We start from the raw sequence: 20,329 nt of genomic DNA on the forward strand, positions 1-20,329 counted from the left end.
TACCTTCTGGCGTGTGCCTGATGAATGTTACAAAATAGACACAGTGGGGCAAGCTCGCTCGCCCCACGTATTGCCATTAATGCTTGATAATATAAAGATTCTTAACGGAAATATTATCCAACGGGTCTTTACCGGTATAACCCCCTACCCATGGTTTCACCAGGCGGGCGTTAACGTAGTAGTAAACCGGAACGATCGCAGAGTCTTTATCGAGCTGTTGTTCTGATTTCGCGTACAGATCGGCGCGCTGGGCGTCATCTGCCACTTTCAGGGTATCGCCAATCAGTTTATCAAACGCCGGGCTCTTATAGTGTGCGGTATTGTTCGAACTGTCGCTGAGCATGGTGTTCAGGAATGAGGTCGGTTCGTTATAGTCCGCACACCATCCTGCACGTGCCACGTCAAAGGTTCCCTGATGGCGCGTATCGAGGAAGGTTTTCCATTCCTGATTTTCCAGCTTCACGTTCACGCCGAGATTTTTCTTCCAGATTGACGCGACGGCAATAGCCAGTTTTTTATGCAGATCGGAGGTGTTGTACAGCAGACTAAACGTCAGCGGCTTGTCGGCGGTATAGCCCGCTTCAGCCAGCAGCTTTTTCGCTTCTTCATTACGTTTTTCCTGGGACCATTTGAACCATTCAGGTTCAACCAGCTTCATACCGTCGGTGTAAGGCGGGGTGTAGCTGTAAGCCGGCAGGTCGCCCTGATTCTTCACTTTATTCACGATAATGTCGCGATCCAGAGCCAGCTTCAGTGCGGTACGAACACGTACGTCGGTGAACGGTGCTTTCTGGTTGTTAATTTCATAATAGTAGGTGCACAGATACGGATCGACGTGAACTTCTTTCGGGATCTCTTTTTTCAGCTTCTGGAACAGTTCAATCGGCATGTTGTTATAGGTCATGTCGATTTCGCCGCTGCGGTAGCGGTTTACGTCCGTTACCTCAGAAGAGATTGGCAGGTAGGTGACCTGATTGATAACCGTCTTGGCATTATCCCAATACTGCGGGTTGCGCTCCAGCACCATACGCTCGTTAACGACCCAGTCCTTCAGCTTATATGCACCGTTGGTCACGATATTCGCAGGCTGCGTCCATTTTTCACCAAATTTTTCTACCGCGGATTTTGGTACCGGAGAAACGGACGGGTGAACCAGCAACTTATAGAAGTACGGAACAGGTTCGCTCAACGTCACTTCAAAAGTGTTGGCATCGATGGCTTTTACGCCCAGGTCGGTTACTGGCTTTTTACCCGTGATGATGTCATCAATATTGGCGATATGGCCATACTGGAGGTAACTCGCGTACGGGGAGGCGGTATTCGGATCCGCCAGACGCTGCCAGCTATAGACGAAATCTTCGGCGGTAACCGGCGTACCGTCAGACCATTTGGCATCTTTACGCAGATGGAAGGTCCAGACTTTAAAATCTTTGTTGTCCCATTTTTCCGCCACGCCCGGAGCCGGGTGGCCGTCTACGTCAGTCACCAGCAGACCTTCAAACAGATCGCGGTTAACGTTAGACTCTGGAACACCTTCAATTTTGTGCGGATCAAGAGACTGCACTTCCGCACCGTTATTACGTACCAGCGTTTGCTTCTCAGCCAGCTGAACACCAGCAGGAACGTCCGCAGCCATTGCAGCGTTGCCCGCGATTAGCGCAGTTAAAATCCCCGCCGCTACCAGACTTTTTTTTGTGATGATGGACATTGTGTTGATACTCCACTCATTATTATGACTGGCCTTCGCCAGTTGTGTAATCCCCTGTTGGGGCCTGTACAGCGCAGGAGTTTTTTTTGCTGCTGTCAGGTTCTTTTTTTACTTCTTGCTATCATCGACTTCATTATTACTGACCGCTCGTACGGCGATCTTGCGTCGATTCTTTACACCTCTCCCCTGTCAGTGAGGTGTGCTGGAAAGCTTAAGTGAGGTCTATATGAAAATAGTTCTCATCAACTTGTTTAATGCCGCAAAATATAAGGCCGGAAAGTACCAAATGGTGCCAACTCTCGCCAATACATTTTGCAAATTTGTTAAGCATTTCTCTTTTACGGAGTCAGGCGTTGCTATGCCGCCGACCACCTTTCACACCAAAAACAAGTAAAACCCTTACAATACATTCAGTTGTAGAGTTCTCTCGTGACTGGTGCGATGACATGACAAATTCGAACGATTTTTCACGAAAATTTAACATCTGGTTATTATTTAGCACATTCGTCTGGGTCAGCGTCGAAATTACTAATATCATTTCGGTTATCTGTCAGCAAGCCCCAGAGTATCATGTGAGTAAAATAACAGAGCGTTTGAAGGATTTATGGGCAGAGAAGCAAACTGAAAATAAACAACCTCTTGAAAATCAACAAAAGAGGGTTATTAGTAGAACTTATTATGGCTAGTGCGTATTTCAACTTTATTTATATGATTTGCTGATATTCACGTAAAAAAACGGAGCCGCTGGCTCCGCTCTTTCAAACGAAAGTCAGTGTACTAATCCGGGGAATATACTTTTTATACCGGTAACGATAAATTCGATGCCTAACGCCATTAACAACAGACCCATGATACGGGTAATCACGTTGATGCCCGTTTGTCCCAGCAAGCGAACCAGCCATGGTGCAATACGAAATACGCCCCAGCAGCAAAGTGCGAACAGGGCAATGGCGACAGAGAAGCCAATCAGGTGCATCAGGCTGTGATAGCGTGTTCCCCATACAATGGTAGAGCTGATTGCCCCCGGGCCCGCCATCAGCGGCAGTGCCAGTGGCACCACGCCGATGCTCTCGCGGATAGCTGTCTCTGATTTTTCCTGCTTGTTCTGTTTATCCTCCCCCAGCTTGCCGCTGATCATCGACATGGCAATCGTCACCACCAGGATCCCGCCTGCTATTCGGAACGAATCAATCGAGATGCCGAACACCTGAAGAATGGCGTCCCCCAGATAAAGAGACGTAAGCAAGATAATCGCCACCGACAGGTTTGCCGTCAGGTTGGTTTTATTTCGCGCGGCAGCTGTCTGATAACTGGTCATACTGATGAAGACAGGGATAATCCCTACCGGGTTGACCAGGGCAAACAAGCCAATAAAAAACTTGAAATATGTAGGGAAATCAAAGAGCGTTTGAATCACATTAAGCTCCGCAATTGAGCATGGTCAGGGAGAGACAGCGTGTAATGATAAATCCGCGCTGAAGATACGCTTTTTAGCCGCACACTTCACCAGAAATCTGTTCTAAAACGTTATCAATTCATGATGTTAAACATTTGTATAATCAATGATAGCGCCACTTCCAATAGTTACTTAATTATTTAACACTGGAATAATTAGCACAAAATAACCCTGCTGAAAGGTATCAGCTTAGGACAAAATTGATCTTGATCATAATTTTCGTACTCAGAAGTGAGTAATCTTGGTTACGCCGCCAGGGAGATCACCTATCAAAAAGGTATGATGCTAAGGTAAGGCTCTTTTAGTAAATTAGTGAGCGGAAGCAGTGAGTAATCCTTTGTTTTACTGTGTGTTACGCAAGTGGGATCGGCTCTGACTATACTGTCAGACGTATCGAGCGCTGGTTTACTAAAAGAGTTTAAACATTATCAGGAGAGCATTATGGCTGTTACCAATATCGCTGAACTGAACGCCCTCGTCGAGCGCGTGAAAAAAGCCCAGCGTGAATATGCCAATTTCACCCAAGAACAGGTTGATAAAATCTTCCGCGCGGCCGCTCTGGCTGCTGCAGATGCTCGAATCCCTCTCGCTAAAATGGCCGTTGCCGAATCCGGTATGGGTATCGTTGAAGATAAAGTGATCAAAAACCACTTTGCTTCAGAGTATATCTACAACGCCTATAAAGATGAGAAAACCTGCGGTGTGCTGTCAGAAGACGACACTTTTGGCACCATCACTATCGCTGAACCCATCGGCATTATTTGCGGTATCGTTCCAACCACTAACCCAACCTCTACCGCCATCTTCAAATCTCTTATCAGTCTGAAAACACGTAACGCAATCATTTTCTCCCCGCATCCACGTGCGAAAGACGCCACCAACAAAGCAGCGGATATCGTGCTTCAGGCTGCCATTGCTGCGGGTGCGCCAAAAGATCTGATCGGTTGGATCGACCAACCTTCTGTTGAACTGTCCAATGCCCTGATGCATCACCCGGACATTAACCTAATCCTGGCGACCGGCGGTCCTGGTATGGTTAAAGCAGCATACAGCTCCGGTAAACCAGCCATCGGCGTAGGCGCAGGTAATACTCCTGTTGTGATCGACGAAACGGCAGATATCAAGCGTGCAGTTGCCTCTGTGCTGATGTCGAAAACCTTCGATAACGGCGTTATCTGTGCATCTGAACAGTCTGTTGTCGTGGTTGATTCGGTATACGACGCCGTTCGTGAACGTTTCGCCAGCCACGGCGGCTACCTGTTGCAAGGTAAAGAACTGAAAGCCGTTCAGGACGTGATTCTGAAAAATGGTGCACTGAACGCAGCTATCGTAGGTCAGCCAGCGTATAAAATCGCTGAACTCGCCGGCTTTAGCGTCCCTGCTACCACCAAGATTCTGATTGGTGAAGTGAAAGTCGTTGATGAAAGTGAGCCGTTTGCTCACGAAAAACTATCCCCGACACTGGCAATGTACCGTGCGAAAGATTTCGATGACGCGGTAGAAAAAGCAGAGAAGCTGGTGGCGATGGGCGGTATCGGCCACACCTCTTGCCTGTACACCGACCAGGATAACCAACCAGAGCGTGTTGCTTACTTCGGTCAGAAGATGAAGACGGCACGTATCCTGATCAACACCCCTGCTTCTCAGGGTGGTATCGGTGACCTGTATAACTTCAAACTCGCACCTTCCCTGACTCTGGGTTGTGGTTCCTGGGGTGGTAACTCCATCTCTGAAAACGTTGGTCCAAAACACCTGATCAACAAGAAAACCGTTGCTAAGCGAGCTGAAAACATGTTGTGGCACAAACTTCCGAAATCTATCTACTTCCGCCGCGGCTCTCTGCCAATCGCGCTGGACGAAGTGATTACTGATGGCCACAAACGTGCGCTCATCGTGACTGACCGTTTCCTGTTCAACAATGGTTATGCAGACCAGATCACCTCTGTTCTGAAAGCTTCTGGCGTCGAAACTGAAGTTTTCTTTGAAGTTGAAGCTGACCCAACCCTGAGCGTTGTACGTAAAGGCGCTGAACTGGCTAACTCCTTCAAACCTGATGTGATCATCGCACTGGGTGGCGGTTCCCCAATGGACGCCGCGAAAATTATGTGGGTCATGTACGAGCATCCGGAAACCCACTTCGAAGAACTGGCGCTGCGCTTTATGGATATCCGTAAACGTATCTACAAGTTCCCGAAAATGGGCGTGAAAGCGAAAATGATCGCCGTCACCACCACTTCCGGTACCGGTTCAGAAGTGACGCCATTTGCTGTTGTGACTGATGACGCAACGGGTCAGAAATATCCGCTGGCTGACTACGCACTGACGCCAGATATGGCTATCGTTGACGCCAACCTGGTCATGGAAATGCCGAAATCACTGTGTGCGTTCGGTGGTCTGGATGCGGTAACTCACGCCCTGGAAGCTTACGTTTCCGTACTGGCTTCTGAGTTCTCTGACGGTCAGGCTTTACAGGCACTGAAACTGCTGAAAGAAAACCTGCCAGCTTCTTACAACGAAGGTTCGAAAAACCCTGTAGCTCGTGAACGTGTACACAGTGCGGCAACCATCGCGGGCATTGCATTTGCTAACGCCTTCCTGGGTGTTTGTCACTCCATGGCGCACAAGCTGGGTTCACAGTTCCACATTCCTCACGGTCTGGCGAACGCCCTGTTGATCAGCAACGTTATCCGCTATAACGCCAACGACAACCCAACCAAGCAGACTGCATTCAGCCAGTACGACCGTCCGCAAGCTCGTCGTCGCTACGCTGAAATCGCAGACCACCTGGGTCTGAGCGCACCGGGCGACCGTACTGCAGCGAAGATCGAGAAACTGCTGGCATGGCTGGAAAGCCTGAAGGCTGAACTGGGTATTCCTAAATCTATCCGCGAAGCAGGAGTTCAGGAAGCTGACTTCCTCGCTCACGTAGATAAGCTGTCTGAAGATGCATTCGATGACCAGTGTACTGGTGCTAACCCGCGCTACCCACTGATTTCCGAACTGAAACAGATCCTGCTGGATACCTATTACGGTCGTAACTTCACTGAAAGCGATGTCGCTGCCGTAAAAGTAGACATCCCCGCAGTTGTAAAAGCTGACAAGAAAGCGAAGAAAAATGCTTGATTGACAGTGTGAAAAAAACCCGCCGCTGGCGGGTTTTTTTATATCTGAGGATCCGTAAGACATTTTTTTTATTTGCGATTGTCGCCCTGTAACGCCGTCAGCGAGCCTACAGCCAGCGCCTCTTTATAATGCTTGCGGCAGACCGAGACATAACGTTCATTGCCCCCTATCACCACCTGCTCGCCATCAGCATAAGGCTTGCCCGACTGGTCCAGGCGAAGAACCATACTTGCCTTGCGGCCACAAAAGCAGATAGTTTTCAGCTCAACCAGCTTATCCGACCAGGCGAGCAGATACTGGCTACCGGCAAATAACTCACCGCGAAAGTCAGTGCGTAATCCATAGCAAAGAACGGGAATATCCAGCTCATCAACGACCTCTGAAAGCGCATGGACCTGCTCACGGGTCAGGAACTGGCTTTCATCTACCAGCACGCAATGGACAGGCTTAGAGGCATGCTGGGCACGAATGTCCTCAAGCAGGTCCGTTTCAGGGTTAAACAGCCTTGCAGGCGACGAGAGCCCTATTCTTGAGCTTACCTTCCCTGCCCCAAAGCGATCGTCGATTTCGGCGGTATAAACAACGGTACGCATCCCCCGCTCCTGATAATTGTATGAGGATTGCAGTAACGCCGTCGATTTCCCTGCATTCATTGCCGAATAGTAGAAATAAAGTTGTGCCATTGGCCGAAGAACCCTAATCAATGTGTAATATTCCCGATGGATCATTGTACCATATTTTGTATTGTCATCAGCGGCGGGCTGCGTGCTCCAGGCTGTTCTGCACCAATAAACTCTTCGTTGATAGCGCAAAATAATGCGTTAAAACAGACAGTAAAGGCTTTTAGCACGGACAATAAGGTGAGCTCGACACCGGAGATAACACTTCTTTTTATAGTGGCTTCTGCAATCTTTAAAATTCACTATTTATTAACTATTCTTCTGTTCGCTGCGCTTAGCCGGAGTAATACGAAAGGCTGATATTTATCAACCGCAACTATAATTCCTGAGGTAAAAGTCACAAAACAAACATGCAAATGACGCGCTTTTGCCGTTTGAAACGATATCTCATCGCCCCAGCAAACAATGAAATTTAAGTTAGCGTAATTAATAATAGCGTCATTAATTTTGTATTTTTTGAATTCCTTACATTCCAACCTATTGCACAAGTGAAATTAACGCTCTATTATTAGGACAACAAACCCACCCCCATTATAAGTTTGAGATTACTACAATGAGCGAAGCACTTAAAATTCTGAACAACATCCGTACTCTTCGTGCGCAGGCAAGAGAATGTACCCTTGAAACGCTTGAAGAGATGCTCGAAAAATTAGAAGTTGTCGTTAACGAACGTCGTGAAGAAGAAAGCGCAGCAGCGGCTGAAATCGAAGAACGTACACGTAAACTGCAACAGTATCGCGAAATGCTGATTGCCGATGGTATCGATCCAAACGAATTGCTGAACAGCATGGCTGCGGCTAAAACCGGTACCAAAGCAAAACGCGCAGCACGTCCTGCTAAATATAGCTACATCGACGAGAACGGCGAAGAGAAAACCTGGACCGGCCAGGGTCGTACTCCTGCTGTAATCAAGAAAGCTATGGACGAACAAGGTAAACAACTGGATGACTTCCTGATCAAAGATTAATCTGGAAAGATTCTGAAAAATCCCGCTTAATGCGGGATTTTTTATGCCCATAATATTCCCCAAACATCTCCTTACATTCTGTCATATTGCCTGGCTCACTATTTAACGTCCTTGACAATCTCCAGCCAATTACGGATCGACAGGCATAAAAAAACCGGTGGGCATCGCCACACCGGTCTTGTTCACTGGTCCGTGAGTTTATTACTTAATACCCACGCTACCTTTGAGCCAGGCTTTAAATTCTTCACCCAGGCTGTTATGGCGAATGCCATATTCGACGAATGCCTGCATATAACCGAGCTTATTACCGCAGTCATGGCTCTTACCTTTCATGTGGTAGGCTTCCACGGTCTCTTTCTCGATCAGCATATCGATAGCATCCGTCAGCTGGATTTCATCGCCCGCACCCGGAGGCGTTTTGGCCAGCAGCGCCCAGATTTCAGCACTCAGTACGTAACGGCCAACGACAGCAAGGTTAGACGGCGCGACGTCCGCTTTAGGTTTTTCAACAACGCCAACCATTGGTACGCTTTCACCAGGTTGCAGGGCAACACCTTTGCAGTCAACCACACCGTAAGCAGTCACATCGTCGACTGGCTCAACCATAATCTGGCTGCTGCCGGTTTCGTCGAAGCGTTTAATCATTTCCGCCAGGTTTTCCTGGGAAAGATCGGACTCATACTCATCAAGGATCACGTCTGGCAGAATAACCGCGACCGGCTCATCACCCACTACTGGATGTGCACACAATACTGCGTGCCCCAGGCCCTTCGCCAGGCCCTGACGAACCTGCATAATGGTAACGTGTGGAGGGCAAATAGACTGCACTTCCTCCAGCAGCTGGCGCTTTACGCGTTTTTCCAGCATTGCTTCGAGTTCGAAACTGGTATCGAAATGGTTTTCGATAGAGTTTTTAGATGAATGCGTCACCAGTACAATTTCGGTGATACCTGCCGCAATACACTCATTCACGACATACTGGATTAATGGCTTATCAACCAGAGGCAGCATCTCTTTTGGGATCGCCTTCGTCGCTGGCAACATCCTGGTACCCAATCCCGCCACCGGGATAACGGCCTTTCTGACTTTCGAATTTAGGGCAGCCATTGAAATTCTCCTGAACTGTTCAAGTTTTGAACTTTTATGCATTGAATAACGCGTTGAGTATACAGTCTCAGCCACTAATACGGGTCTGAAAAGAACGCGTTGCCGATCAATTAAGACAAATACGCATGAAACTTGCAGCGATAGTAGCACTGCCAGCAAAAACACAGGTAAAGCAATCTGAAAAATAAAATCTGACTGCTTACTCCGTGGACAACATTAAGCGTAACCGCCCACCGGCACCCCAAATTTGGCACTGCCAGGAGGTGCAGCGATGGCTAATTTGATTAAGGTAAGTATTACCCAACGTTCCCAACGGCACACCGTTACTCACCTGTATATGGTGTTCGCCGGTATTCAGCGTGGCATTTAATCCAGCAGAGACCAGAATAAGGTTATTCAACCCGCTGTGATAATAGCCAACCAGAAGCGGGAACTGCCCCGGCAAATTGGCCTGGCGAAAAAGTTGGTTGACCTGTTTTAGTAAACTGCCTAACTCAGGAAGTCGTTGCCCCTGATGAGATAATTGTTCCTGTAGCAATCCATTAAACAGCGCACGGAGTAATAAGGCCGCCAGAACGCCGTTATCTCCCGCTCGGGTAACATCCAGGCAATAAAAAGCGAGGTCGGAATCTGATAGCGGCGCAATATCCAGCACCAGTCCAGGCTGGTCAGCCGCTACCAGCTGGCGATAATTTACTCTGCAATGAGAGATATTTTGCTGCACCGGCGGCTGAAGTTCCTGAAGCAGCTTCGCGGCCGCGAGCGGATTACTGACTAAAGCATCCCAGTCCTGGAAAAGACGTTCTTCTTCTTCCACCCGGGAATTAAACATATTGGGATACAGGCAGGCCAACACCGTTTCACGCAGTCGGTTTAAATCTTTAACCGGTTTGAGCAGGATATCCTGCACACCCAAACGCAACGCCTTAGCAATATCCGCCATATTTTCGGTCGCCGAGATCACCAGTATCGGTGTCTGATAACCTTCGTTACGCAGGTTTTCCACCAGCATTAATCCGTCCATGCGCGGCATCTCGAGATCGCAGATCATCAGATCAGGCGCCATGCTGGCCATTTTTTCCAGTGCCTCGACGCCATCTTCGGCAAGGGACGTGGTTGCACCCAGTGAGGATAACCACGAATCCAGTAGCGATCGGAAAACGGGCTCGTCTTCTACTATCAAAATATGTTTTCCGGCCAATGGCTGTGTCATGGTTCCTCCCCTGGCTGACAGTTACTCAATAGTGGCATGCTATTGGTACTATCGCCTGTCAGATTTTGCTGAAGTAATCAAAAAAGTGCTTAACGTGCTGTACGCACAAAAGGCAACAGTTCATCTATTTTCTTTTCGACGGCTAACGAGCCCGCTGCTATGGCGGCCTCAGCCCGGTGGAAATCAAGGGTAGAGATTTGTGGACAATAGGGCTGAATAAGAATATCCGGAGGATCGCCAGCCATACGGTTTCGCTTCAGGCGATTCTCAAGAATTTGAATGGAGGTCGTCATGATTTCAATGGCGTTCGGCGCGGTCACCGTGCGACGGGCAGTCAGGCGCCCTATTCTGCCGCGTAAACGCGCATGCCAGGCAAGTTTCTCTTCTTCCGCATCATCGCTCTGAAGATTAACCGGCATCAAATCCTGCTGCATAAGGTGAGCGTCGTGCTGTAAATCCACTGCTATGACGATATCTGCCCCCATGGCGCGCGTCAGAGAGATGGGGACAGGATTCACCACGCCACCATCAACGAGCCAGTAGCCATTATGAGGCACAGGCGCCATTAACCCAGGCATGCTACAGGATGCGCGAACGGCGAGATGAATATCCCCTTCGGTGAGCCATAACTCCCTGCCCGTACTGAGGTTGGTTGCAACGGCGCCGAAAGGCATTTGGCAGTGGCTGAAGTCAGCGAGGGGCATTATCTTACGAAACTGATTGAATACGCGTTCGCCGCGCAGCAGGCCGCCACGCTGCCAGGAGAGATCCATCAGGCGCAGTACATCCCAGTAACTAAAGGAGCGCACCCAGCTTTCAAGCTGCGGGAGCTTACCGCAGGCGTACGCGGATCCGACCAGCGACCCGATAGAACATCCTGCGACAATATCAACGTCAATCCCCATCTGGTTTAAGGTATTGATAACGCCAATATGTGACCAACCCCGGGCTGCACCTGAGCCCAACGCCAGTCCAATTTTTACCTTTCTCATTAGCCCTGTTTTACTTCCCCTGGATTCCCGACATAGCGTCAACGCACCTGCTCAGTTAACATATTGCTACCTTAAGCGTTTAACGCCTTATTTTTTGTTCCAGGAAGAGAATCGTGTCTCAACTCTGCCCCTGTGGTAGCGCTCTGGAGTATAGCCTATGTTGCCAGCGATATCTTTCTGGCGAGCAGGTTGCACCAGACCCGTCACACCTTATGCGCTCGCGGTATACTGCTTTTGTGATCAAAAACGCAGACTACCTGATTAAAACCTGGCATCCGTCCTGTGATGCTGCCGATTTTCGGCAAGAGATTGAAGCCGGATTTGCCAACACCGTCTGGCTGGGCCTTACCGTCTTTGATGCCGCTCCCGGCCGCGATGCCAACGAGGGCTATGTCAGTTTTGTCGCCCGCTTTAGCGAACAAAACAAACCCGGCGCCATCATTGAACGCTCACGGTTCTTAAACGACAGCGGGCAATGGTATTATATTGACGGCACACGTCCGCAATTCGGTCGTAACGATCCCTGCCCCTGTGGTTCAGGAAAAAAATTTAAAAAGTGTTGCGGCAGTAATGCCTGACAACTCAGATTTCGCAAATACATAAACAGGATTTCCCGGCGATGCAATCATTACAACGTAAAGTTCTGCGCACTATCTGTCCCGATCAAAAAGGACTGATCGCACGAATTACCAACATTTGCTACAAGCATGAACTGAATATCGTGCAGAACAACGAGTTCGTTGACCACCGTACCGGTCGCTTCTTTATGCGTACCGAGCTGGAAGGTATTTTCAACGACACAACCCTGCTTGCCGATCTGGACAGCGCCCTGCCGGAAGGCTCGGTGCGCGAGCTAAACCCGGCGGGTCGTCGCCGCATTGTCATTCTGGTCACCAAAGAGGCGCACTGCCTGGGCGATCTGCTGATGAAAGCCAACTACGGTGGCCTGGACGTCGAAATTGCCGCCGTCATTGGCAACCACGAGACGCTGCGTACGCTGGTTGAACGTTTCGACATTCCGTTTGAACTGGTCAGCCATGAAGGTCATACCCGCGAAGAGCACGACAACCTGATGGCTGCTGCGATTGAAGCGCATAACCCGGACTACGTGGTGCTGGCAAAATACATGCGCGTGCTGACGCCATCCTTCGTGGCGCGCTTCCCGAACAAAATTATCAACATCCACCACTCCTTCCTGCCAGCCTTTATTGGCGCGCGTCCGTACCACCAGGCGTACGAGCGTGGGGTGAAGATCATTGGCGCAACCGCGCACTACGTGAATGATAATCTGGACGAAGGCCCAATCATCATGCAGGACGTGATCCACGTGGATCACACCTACACGGCAGAAGATATGATGCGAGCTGGCCGTGACGTTGAGAAGAACGTACTGAGCCGTGCGCTTTATCAGGTACTTGCTCAGCGCGTCTTTGTGTACGGCAACAGAACGATTATTCTTTAATCCTTCGGAAAATGAATTGATTAGCTTTACGCCTTTACGGATAAAAAGCAGGCAAACAGCTTCATTTTCCTAAAGGAATGCTTTACAGGGGCGTCTCATTTGATATGATGCGCCCCGCTTCCAACAGGAAGCAGGCCAGTCAAAAGCATTACCCCGTGGTGGGGTTCCCGAGCGGCCAAAGGGAGCAGACTGTAAATCTGCCGTCATCGACTTCGAAGGTTCGAATCCTTCCCCCACCACCATCTCCAGCTTTACCTCAAAATATGAATTACCCCTGGTGGGGTTCCCGAGCGGCCAAAGGGAGCAGACTGTAAATCTGCCGTCATCGACTTCGAAGGTTCGAATCCTTCCCCCACCACCATCACTTCCAGATTCTTAAGCACTCACTCAAGCACAATGCTCCATATTTCTCGATGCCGGGAGTAATCCTTCCCTGCCTGTTTTCCCCGGTGGCGCTTCGCTTACCGGGGCTACAAATAGGGTCTGTAGGCCGGGTAAGGCGCAGCCGCCACCCGGCATCCGCACGCCCCCCTGGATCGGGGACAAAAAAAACCCCGCAAATGCGGGGTTGTATTAATACAGCGAATCACCGACGGGCACGCACAACCTGATATTTGCGCGTCAGGTACTCCACCGGCGCACTCCAGATGTGCACCAGGCGAGAGAACGGGAACAGCACAAACAGGGTCATACCCAGCACCAGGTGAACGCGGAAGATGAACGCCACGCCGTCCAGATGCTCAGAGGCACCACCGCGGAAGGTCACGACAGACTGCGCCCATCCCACCAGCTTCATCATCTCGCTGCCGTCCATATGCTGCGCAGAGAATGGAATGGTCAGCAGACCCAGCGCACACTGCACCATCAGCAGGGAGAGGATCAGGATGTCCGCTCCGGTCGTGGTAGCCCGCACGCGTGGGCTGAACAGACGACGTTTCAGCAGCAGCAGCCCACCCACCAGGGTCATCACGCCGCAGGCGCCACCGGCGAGCATCGCCATCTTCTGCTTCACTTCAATCGGCAGCCACGCTTCGTACATCCAGTGCGGCGTCAGCATCCCCAGGAAATGACCGGCGAAAATACCCAAAATCCCGATGTGGAACAGGTTTGACGCCAGGTTCATCCCTTTACGATCCAGCATCTGGCTGGAGGCAGCACGCCAGGTGTACTGGCCATAGTCATAACGCAACCAGCTTCCCACCAGGAACACGGTGCCCGCGATATACGGGTAAATGTCAAAGAAGAACATATTCAGGAAGTGCATTAGTGCTGTCCTCCGTTAGAGATATTCAAATATTGCGGAGCCACCGCTCCGGCAAAACGACGCTGATGCGCGGAGATTTCAGATTCGCCACAGCTCTGGTCAGCAAAGAATTTCACCTGTTCTTCTTCCCAGACGGCATCCAGTGCTTGTGGGGTGTCGTCACGGGCTTCATCCGCAATTTTTTCCGCCACTTTTTGACTGTCAACCGAGGCGTTAGCCAGTTTCACCAGTAGATCGAACAGGACTGCATAATTGCTCTCACGTTGCTGGAGACGTGCGCCGAGCAACGCCAGAATGGGAGCGATGTCCTGCAACCCGCCCAGCGCTTCCTCTTTCGGCAGCTGCGCCAGATATTCCAGGTACAGAGGCAGGTGATCCGGCAGCTCGCGGCTGTCGAGTTGCAAACCGTGCTGCTCGTACTGGGCCATCAGATCCACCATCGCCTGACCACGGTCGCGGGATTCACCGTGAACGTGTTCGAACAGCAATAGAGACGTGGCACGACCACGGTCAAACAGCTGGCTGTAGTCCGCCTGCGCATCAAGAAGATCGCGCGCCAGCAGGTCGCGGAGGAAAATGCCCAGCGTCTGGGCATCCTCTTTATCCAGGTTTTCAGATGACGCGAGTGCATCAAAGAGTTCCTGCTGATGCTGCACAAGCGCAGCATCAGGGTACTCGAGCAGACGCGAAACAATGACGAGTTCAATCATTGGTGCGGCTCCGTTTTGCTGGTCACATCCATCGCGTCGATGCGGCGGCTGTTGAACAGGTTGAATTTGCTGTCTGACCCGTGGCAACCGTCGCCAAAGGTAAAGCCACACCCACTTTTCTCCGGGAAGGCCTCGCGAGCCAGCTCGCGGTGACTGCTCGGCACCACGAAACGATCTTCGTAGTTAGCGATTGCCAGATAGCGGTACATCTCCTGCGCCTGCGCTTCGGTCAGGCCGACCTCTTCCAGCGCGCGGGTATCGTTAACGCCGTCAACGGTTTCCGCACGTTTGAAGTGACGCATCGCCAGCATACGTTTCAGCGCCAGCAGCACCGGCTGGGTATCCCCTGCGGTGAGCAGGTTGGCCAGATACTGAACCGGAATACGCAGGCTTTCCACGTCCGGCAGAATGCCGTTGCTGCCCAGTTCACCTGCGTCAGCCGCAGACTGAATAGGAGACAGAGGCGGCACGTACCAGACCATCGGCAACGTGCGGTATTCCGGGTGCAGCGGCAGCGCCAGCTTCCAGTCCATCGCCATTTTGTACACCGGGGACTGCTGTGCGGCGTCAATCACGCTCTGCGGAATACCGTCTTTCAGCGCCTGCTCGATCACCTTCGGATCGTTCGGATCGAGGAAGACGTCCAGCTGACGCTGATACAGATCTTTCTCGTTCTCGGTGCTTGCGGCATTTTCAATCGCATCCGCGTCGTACAGCAGCACGCCGAGGTAGCGGATACGCCCTACGCAGCTCTCTGAGCAGACGGTCGGCATACCGGCTTCGATACGCGGGTAGCAGAAGATACACTTCTCAGACTTACCGCTCTTCCAGTTAAAGTAGATTTTTTTGTACGGGCAGCCGGTGATGCACATACGCCAGCCGCGGCACTTGTCCTGGTCGATCAGCACAATGCCATCTTCTTCACGCTTGTAGATGGCGCCGCTTGGGCAGGTCGCCACGCACGCCGGGTTAAGGCAGTGTTCGCACAGGCGCGGCAGATACATCATGAAAGTGTTTTCGAACTGGCCGTACATCGCCTTCTGCATGTTCTCGAAGTTCTGGTCTTTAGCGCGTTTTTCGAACTCGCCGCCCAGAATTTCCTCCCAGTTTGGACCGCTGGTAATTTTGTCCATGCGCTTACCGGTGATCAGCGAGCGAGGACGGGCGATCGGCTGGTGTTTGCTTTCCGGCGCGTTGTGCAGGTTCTGATAGTCGTAATCAAACGGCTCGTAGTAATCGTCGATGCCCGGCAGATGCGGGTTAGCAAAGATTTTACCGAGCAGCATCGCACGGTTACCCATGCGCGGTTGCAGTTTGCCGTTGATTTTACGGATCCAGCCACCCTTCCACTTCTCCTGGTTTTCCCAGTCGGTCGGGAAGCCGGTGCCCGGCTTACTTTCCACGTTGTTGAACCAGGCGTACTCCATACCTTCACGGCTGGTCCAGACGTTTTTACAGGTGACTGAGCAGGTATGACAGCCGATGCATTTATCCAGATTCAGCACCATGCCGACTTGTGAACGAATTTTCATTTTACGCTCTCCTGTACCTGGTCATTACCTTCGCCATCTAACCAGTTAATATTCTTCATCTTACGTACCACCACGAACTCATCGCGGTTTGATCCTACAGTGCCGTAGTAGTTAAAGCCGTAGGCCAGCTGGGCATAGCCGCCGATCATATGCGTCGGTTTCGGCGTAATACGGGTCACAGAGTTGTGAATACCGCCGCGCTGCTCGGTGATCTCTGAACCCGGCAGGTTAACGATACGTTCCTGCGCGTGGTACATCATGGTCATCCCGGCTGGTACACGCTGGCTCACCACCGCACGTGCCGTCAGGGCACCGTTGCTGTTGAACACTTCGATCCAGTCGTTATCTTCGATACCCAGATCTTTGGCGTCCGCTTCGCTCATCCAGACAATCGGCCCCCCGCGTGACAGCGTCAGCATCAGCAGGTTGTCGCTGTAGGTGGAGTGGATACCCCACTTCTGGTGCGGCGTCAGGAAGTTCAGCGCCTTCTCAGGGTTACCGTTTGATTTCGCCCCCATCACCGCTTTCACGGAGCGGGTATCGATTGGCGGACGGTAAACCAGCAGGCTTTCACCGAAGTCACGCATCCACTGGTGATCCTGATACAGAGACTGACGGCCAGAGAGCGTGCGCCATGGGATCAGCTCGTGAACGTTGGTGTATCCGGCGTTATAGGACACATGTTCATCTTCGAGGCCAGACCAGGTCGGGCTGGAGATAATCTTGCGCGGCTGAGCCTGAATATCGCGGAAGCGGATTTTCTCTTCTTCTTTATTCTTCGCCAGATGCGTATGGTCACGGCCGGTAAATTCACTCAGAGCCGCCCACGCTTTCACCGCCACGTGGCCATTGGTTTCCGGTGCCAGGGTCAGGATCATTTCCGCTGCATCAATTGCCGTGTTCAGCATTGGCTGGCCTTTGGCCGGGCCGTCTGCTTTGGTGTAATTGAGCTTGCGCAGCAGGTCCATTTCGCTCTGGGTGTTCCAGGCGATGCCTTTACCGCCGTTACCGATCTTCTCCATCAGCGGACCGATAGAGGTAAAGCGCTCGTACGTAGCCGGGTAATCACGTTCAACCGGAATAATGTGCGGCGCGGTCACACCCGGGATCAGATCGCATTCGCCTTTTTTCCAGTCCTTCACGTCAAGCGGCTGCGCCAGTTCGGCAGCGGAGTCGTGCTGGATTGGCAGCGTCACCACGTCGGTCTCTTTGCCCAGGTGCCCTACACAGACTTCGGAGAATTTCTTCGCGATGTCTTTATAGATTTCCCAGTCGCTTTTTGATTCCCACGCCGGGTCAACGGCCGCAGACAGCGGATGAATAAACGGATGCATATCCGACGTATTCATGTCGTCTTTTTCGTACCAGGTGGCGGTAGGCAGCACGATATCGGAGTACAGGCAGGTACTGGACAGACGGAAGTCCAGCGTTACCACCAGATCCAGCTTGCCGTCCAGACCGTTGTCTTTCCATTCAACTTCTTCTGGCTTCACGCCGCCCTGCTTGCCGAGATCCTTACCCTGAATACCGTTTTCGGTACCGAGCAGGTATTTCAGCATGTACTCATGGCCTTTACCGGACGAACCCAGCAGGTTGGAGCGCCAGATGAACAGGTTACGCGGATGGTTTTTGCCGTTCTCAGGCTGTTCTGCCGCAAAACGGATTGAGCCATCCTTCAGCGATTTCACGGTGTAGTCCACCGGTGACATGCCCGCTTTCTTCGCCGCTTCCGCAATACGCAGCGGGTTAGTGCCCAACTGCGGTGCAGACGGCAGCCAGCCCATGCGTTCAGCGCGCACGTTGAAGTCAATCAGATGGCCGCTGTAGCGGGATTTATCCGCCATCGGCGACAGCAGCTCCTGCGCGGTCACCGTCTCGTAGCGCCACTGGCTGGAGTGGTTATAGAAGTAGGAGGTGCTGTTCATGTGACGAGCCGGACGCTGCCAGTCAAGGGCAAACGCCAGCGGCTGCCAGCCGGTCTGCGGACGCAGTTTTTCCTGGCCCACGTAGTGCGCCCAGCCGCCGCCGCTCTGCCCGACACAGCCACAGAAGATCAGCATGTTGATAAGGCCGCGATAGTTCATATCGAGGTGATACCAGTGGTTCAGACCGGCACCGACGATGATCATGGAGCGACCGTGAGTTTTGTCTGCGTTTTCCGCAAATTCGCGGGCGATACGGGTGATTTGGGCGCGTGGCACACCGGTGATCTGCTCCGCCCAGGCTGGTGTATAAGCCTTCACGTCGTCATAGCTGGTCGCGCAGTTTTCGTCGTTCAGACCGCGCTCTAGGCCATAGTTCGCCATGGTCAGATCGTAGACCGTAGTGACCAGAGCGGTAGAACCGTCCGCCAGTTGCAGGCGCTTAACCGGCAGTTTGTGCATCAGAACGTTTTGCAGCTCAACCTTGTTGAAGTGCTCGGAACCTTCACCACCAAAGTACGGGAAGCCGACATCGGCGATTTCGTCCTGGCTGCCCAGCATGCTGAGGCGAAGTTCTGTCTCTTCACCCGTGTTGCCGTTACGCTGTTCCAGGTTCCATTTGCCTTTTTCGCCCCAGCGGAAGCCGATAGAACCGTTTGGTGCCACCAGCTCGCCGTTGCTGTTGCAGGCGACCGTTTTCCACTCCGGGTTGTTTTCCTGACCCAGCGCGTCCACAAGATCCGCAGCACGCAGCATACGGCCAGCGGCGTAATAGCCGTCACGCTCTTCAAGCATCACCAGCATTGGCATGTCGGTGTAGCGACGCACGTAATCGGTGAAATACTGGCTTGGCTTGTCGAGGTGGAATTCACGCAACATGACGTGGCCCATCGCCAGCGCCATGGCGGCATCAGTACCCTGTTTCGGTGCCAGCCACAGGTCGCACAGTTTGGCGATTTCGGCGTAGTCCGGGGTCACGGCAACGGTTTTGGTCCCTTTGTAACGTACTTCGGTAAAGAAGTGCGCATCAGGGGTACGGGTCTGCGGAACGTTAGAGCCCCAGGCGATGATGTAGCTGGAGTTGTACCAGTCAGCGGACTCCGGCACGTCGGTCTGTTCGCCCCAGGTCTGCGGCGACGCTGGCGGCAGGTCGCAGTACCAGTCGTAGAAGCTCAGACAGGTACCGCCGATAAGTGAAAGGTAGCGCGCGCCGGAGGCGTAAGAGACCATCGACATTGCCGGGATTGGCGAGAAGCCTGCCACGCGGTCAGGACCGTAAGTTTTCACGGTATAGACGTTGGAGGCCGCAATCAGCTCGTTCACCTCTTTCCAGGAAGAACGAACGAAACCACCGCGACCACGCGCCTGTTTGAAGCTTTTCGCTTTGTCGGCGTCCTCGATGATGGATGCCCAGGCATCAACCGGATCGCTGTGCTGCACTTTCGCTTCACGCCACATTTTCATCAGGCGTTTACGCATCAGCGGGTATTTCAGACGGTTGGCGCTGTAGAGATACCAGGAGTAGCTGGCCCCACGCGGGCAGCCGCGCGGTTCATGGTTCGGCATATCCGGACGGGTACGCGGATAGTCGGTCTGCTGCATTTCCCAGGTCACCAGACCGTTTTTAACGAAAATCTTCCAGCTACATGAGCCAGTGCAGTTTACACCGTGGGTAGAACGGACAACTTTGTCATGCTGCCAGCGTTGACGGTAACCGTCTTCCCAGTCCCGGTTGGTATCCAGAACCTGGCCGTGCCCATCGGCAAAAGTTTCACCCTTCTGTTTGAAGTAGCGAAACCGGTCCAAAAATTTGCTCATCGGGTATCTCCTGTGTGGAGCCTGTGGCTCTCTAAATCGACATTGCTGATTTGCAGCGAAGGTAACGCTATGAAAGATGGTGAGAATTGATAACGATCAAGACGGAGGGGGGTCTCTGAAGGGGGGATTAGATCAAATACCACCAAAGCGGTAGCTGTTAATATTTTTTAACTTAATGATTTATATGGATATATTTTATTTATCGTACAATAAGCGGAGCAAAATTTAACATCTTAGGTATTAAGGGGTAGAGACACCTGTAAAGCGATGGCGATCACAGCGTTACCTGCGTGCGACTACGGGAAACGCTATTAGTATGTTGTAACTATTAAGCGATTAAAAAAAGCGCGGCACTCAGGCCGCGCAAACGGATAA

14 protein-coding genes and 2 tRNA genes are annotated in these 20,329 nt (G+C 51.8%); 6 read left to right on the plus strand and 10 right to left on the minus strand.

Translation table 11 applies throughout. The features are described from left to right. Nucleotides 1–76: 76 nt before the first annotated feature. Both oppA and HWQ15_RS21050 read right to left on the minus strand, forming a co-directional pair. Nucleotides 77–1,708: an oligopeptide ABC transporter substrate-binding protein OppA gene (oppA, locus tag HWQ15_RS21045; RefSeq protein WP_023300277.1), complete on the minus strand. Its 1,632-nt coding sequence runs from the start codon at nucleotides 1,706–1,708 to the stop codon at nucleotides 77–79. Between the two features lie 769 nt (nucleotides 1,709–2,477). Beyond that, nucleotides 2,478–3,125 carry a YchE family NAAT transporter gene (locus HWQ15_RS21050; RefSeq protein WP_063149411.1) on the minus strand — a complete coding sequence of 216 codons (648 nt, stop codon included), beginning with the start codon at nucleotides 3,123–3,125 and terminating at the stop codon, nucleotides 2,478–2,480. Nucleotides 3,126–3,605: 480 nt separating this feature from the next. Here HWQ15_RS21050 and adhE point away from each other — a divergent pair, with 480 nt between their 5' ends. Further along, nucleotides 3,606–6,287: a bifunctional acetaldehyde-CoA/alcohol dehydrogenase gene (gene adhE / locus HWQ15_RS21055; protein ID WP_032624107.1), complete on the plus strand. Its 2,682-nt coding sequence runs from the start codon at nucleotides 3,606–3,608 to the stop codon at nucleotides 6,285–6,287. Between the two features lie 68 nt (nucleotides 6,288–6,355). On the opposite strand, the gene tdk is transcribed toward adhE, so the two are convergent. Then, a complete protein-coding gene (gene tdk / locus HWQ15_RS21060) occupies nucleotides 6,356–6,970 on the minus strand; it encodes a thymidine kinase (RefSeq protein WP_032622434.1) in 615 nt (204 codons plus the stop codon). A 550-nt stretch (nucleotides 6,971–7,520) separates the two neighbouring features. On the opposite strand from tdk, the gene hns reads away from it, so the two are divergent. Next, a complete protein-coding gene (hns, locus tag HWQ15_RS21065) occupies nucleotides 7,521–7,934 on the plus strand; it encodes a histone-like nucleoid-structuring protein H-NS (RefSeq protein ID WP_003856724.1) in 414 nt (137 codons plus the stop codon). Between the two features lie 201 nt (nucleotides 7,935–8,135). Here the strand turns inward: hns and galU are convergent, their stop codons facing one another. The 3 genes from galU to rssA all read right to left on the minus strand — a co-directional run bounded on the left by galU (nucleotide 8,136) and on the right by rssA (nucleotide 11,246). Then, on the minus strand, nucleotides 8,136–9,041 hold the full coding sequence (gene galU, locus HWQ15_RS21070) for a UTP--glucose-1-phosphate uridylyltransferase GalU (RefSeq protein WP_022648355.1): 906 nt from the start codon (nucleotides 9,039–9,041) through the stop codon (nucleotides 8,136–8,138). A gap of 199 nt (nucleotides 9,042–9,240) precedes the next feature. Next, nucleotides 9,241–10,254, minus strand: coding sequence for a two-component system response regulator RssB (rssB, locus tag HWQ15_RS21075; protein ID WP_003856721.1), 1,014 nt, complete (start codon nucleotides 10,252–10,254; stop codon nucleotides 9,241–9,243). An 89-nt stretch (nucleotides 10,255–10,343) separates the two neighbouring features. Next, nucleotides 10,344–11,246 (minus strand): patatin-like phospholipase RssA, encoded by a 903-nt coding sequence (rssA, locus tag HWQ15_RS21080; protein WP_022648357.1) that lies wholly within the window; start codon nucleotides 11,244–11,246, stop codon nucleotides 10,344–10,346. Nucleotides 11,247–11,359: 113 nt separating this feature from the next. Between rssA and HWQ15_RS21085 the strand changes: the two genes are divergently transcribed. From HWQ15_RS21085 to HWQ15_RS21100, 4 genes are all read left to right on the plus strand, one after another. Next, complete coding sequence (locus HWQ15_RS21085) at nucleotides 11,360–11,824, plus strand: YchJ family protein (protein ID WP_023306420.1); 465 nt, start codon at nucleotides 11,360–11,362, stop codon at nucleotides 11,822–11,824. A 41-nt stretch (nucleotides 11,825–11,865) separates the two neighbouring features. Beyond that, nucleotides 11,866–12,708: a formyltetrahydrofolate deformylase gene (gene purU / locus HWQ15_RS21090; protein ID WP_003856715.1), complete on the plus strand. Its 843-nt coding sequence runs from the start codon at nucleotides 11,866–11,868 to the stop codon at nucleotides 12,706–12,708. Nucleotides 12,709–12,865: 157 nt separating this feature from the next. Further along, nucleotides 12,866–12,950 (plus strand) — tRNA-Tyr (locus tag HWQ15_RS21095). Nucleotides 12,951–12,984: 34 nt separating this feature from the next. Then, nucleotides 12,985–13,069, plus strand: a tRNA-Tyr gene (locus HWQ15_RS21100). 225 nt (nucleotides 13,070–13,294) lie between these two features. Here the strand turns inward: HWQ15_RS21100 and narI are convergent. From narI to HWQ15_RS21120, 4 genes are read right to left on the minus strand one after another with little or no spacing between them, the layout of a single operon-like run. After that, nucleotides 13,295–13,972: a respiratory nitrate reductase subunit gamma gene (gene narI / locus HWQ15_RS21105; protein WP_038416180.1), complete on the minus strand. Its 678-nt coding sequence runs from the start codon at nucleotides 13,970–13,972 to the stop codon at nucleotides 13,295–13,297. Continuing rightward, the gene (gene narJ, locus HWQ15_RS21110) at nucleotides 13,972–14,682 is read right to left on the minus strand and encodes a nitrate reductase molybdenum cofactor assembly chaperone (RefSeq protein WP_022648360.1); all 711 of its coding nucleotides are present in this window, start codon (nucleotides 14,680–14,682) and stop codon (nucleotides 13,972–13,974) included. The genes narI and narJ overlap by 1 nt, the downstream gene beginning before the upstream one ends. Then, nucleotides 14,679–16,214: a nitrate reductase subunit beta gene (gene narH / locus HWQ15_RS21115; RefSeq protein ID WP_032624103.1), complete on the minus strand. Its 1,536-nt coding sequence runs from the start codon at nucleotides 16,212–16,214 to the stop codon at nucleotides 14,679–14,681. Before narH ends, narJ begins: the two co-directional genes overlap by 4 nt. Continuing rightward, nucleotides 16,211–19,954: a nitrate reductase subunit alpha gene (locus tag HWQ15_RS21120; protein WP_046619563.1), complete on the minus strand. Its 3,744-nt coding sequence runs from the start codon at nucleotides 19,952–19,954 to the stop codon at nucleotides 16,211–16,213. The genes narH and HWQ15_RS21120 overlap by 4 nt, the downstream gene beginning before the upstream one ends. Nucleotides 19,955–20,329 lie beyond the last annotated feature (375 nt).

This window comes from Enterobacter sp. DSM 30060, from assembly GCF_013375955.1.
Classification (GTDB): Bacteria; Pseudomonadota; Gammaproteobacteria; order Enterobacterales; family Enterobacteriaceae; genus Enterobacter; species Enterobacter intestinihominis.

Excerpts from the sequence above, each read along its gene's own strand:
- oppA (WP_023300277.1), bottom strand. The coding sequence starts at position 1,708 with ATGTCCATCATCACAAAAAAAAGTCTGGTAGCGGCGGGGATTTTAACT.
- adhE (WP_032624107.1), top strand. The coding sequence starts at position 3,606 with ATGGCTGTTACCAATATCGCTGAACTGAACGCCCTCGTCGAGCGCGTG.
- tdk (WP_032622434.1), bottom strand. The coding sequence starts at position 6,970 with ATGGCACAACTTTATTTCTACTATTCGGCAATGAATGCAGGGAAATCG.
- hns (WP_003856724.1), top strand. The coding sequence starts at position 7,521 with ATGAGCGAAGCACTTAAAATTCTGAACAACATCCGTACTCTTCGTGCG.
- galU (WP_022648355.1), bottom strand. The coding sequence starts at position 9,041 with ATGGCTGCCCTAAATTCGAAAGTCAGAAAGGCCGTTATCCCGGTGGCG.
- rssB (WP_003856721.1), bottom strand. The coding sequence starts at position 10,254 with ATGACACAGCCATTGGCCGGAAAACATATTTTGATAGTAGAAGACGAG.
- rssA (WP_022648357.1), bottom strand. The coding sequence starts at position 11,246 with ATGAGAAAGGTAAAAATTGGACTGGCGTTGGGCTCAGGTGCAGCCCGG.
- purU (WP_003856715.1), top strand. The coding sequence starts at position 11,866 with ATGCAATCATTACAACGTAAAGTTCTGCGCACTATCTGTCCCGATCAA.
- narI (WP_038416180.1), bottom strand. The coding sequence starts at position 13,972 with ATGCACTTCCTGAATATGTTCTTCTTTGACATTTACCCGTATATCGCG.
- narJ (WP_022648360.1), bottom strand. The coding sequence starts at position 14,682 with ATGATTGAACTCGTCATTGTTTCGCGTCTGCTCGAGTACCCTGATGCT.
- narH (WP_032624103.1), bottom strand. The coding sequence starts at position 16,214 with ATGAAAATTCGTTCACAAGTCGGCATGGTGCTGAATCTGGATAAATGC.
- HWQ15_RS21120 (WP_046619563.1), bottom strand. The coding sequence starts at position 19,954 with ATGAGCAAATTTTTGGACCGGTTTCGCTACTTCAAACAGAAGGGTGAA.